The organism is Micromonospora sp. M51 (assembly GCF_018070305.1).
GTDB classification, from domain to species: Bacteria; Actinomycetota; Actinomycetes; order Mycobacteriales; family Micromonosporaceae; genus Micromonospora; species Micromonospora parva.
Genome location: NZ_JAGPXZ010001378.1, coordinates 1 through 681, shown reverse-complemented (window position 1 = coordinate 681; position 681 = coordinate 1). Strand labels below are relative to the sequence as shown.

Here is a 681-nt window from a genome sequence, read left to right as displayed (position 1 = left end):
AACTGTGAGTCAAGCCACTCGCGGAAGCGCTGCACCCAGTCGCCGTCGGTGGTCGGCCAGTCGAACTGGCCGGTCATCGCGAGCACCCCGATCACGACCGCGGCCAACCCGATCAGCACGCCGAAGAGCGCGTCGGTAGTGCCGGCGACGTGCCGACGGCGGGTGGCCATCAGGCCGAGCACCGCGAGCACCGCACCGAACGCGCCGAGGCCGATGCCGTACCCGGCCAGGGTGCCGGTCAGCACGAACATCGCGCCGGCGACCGAGACGATCAGGCCGAGCGTGGCGAGCAGGCTGGCCCGTGGCTTCGGGCCCCGCGTCACCGGCGGCTCGGGCGTGGTGACGCCCGGAGTCGGGTCGACGGGGCGGTCCGTGGTGGCCCGGTCGGTGGTGTCGGACCGCCGGGTGACGCTGTCGCGCTCGGCGGTGCGTGCCGTGCTCGGGGTGACGGTGGGCCGGGCGTCGGTCTCCGCAGTCTCTGCGGTGCCGGTGCGGGCCTCGGAGGCGCCCGGGTGGGTCGTGCCGGACACGGGCTCGGGTGCGACGGGACGGGTGGCGCCGTTGGACGGTTCGGGCGCGACCGGGCGAGCGGTGCCGGCCCGGGGCTCGGGCTCCACCGGCCGCGCGGTGGCGGCGCGGGCAACCGCCGCCCGCTCGTTGGCCCGCCGCTCGGCCTCACTG

At 76.5% G+C, this 681-nt stretch carries 1 pseudogene; it reads right to left on the bottom strand.

Annotated features, from left to right (window positions below):
• A pseudogene (locus KBX53_RS34940) lies at positions 1-681 on the bottom strand (hypothetical protein); the annotation flags it as partial.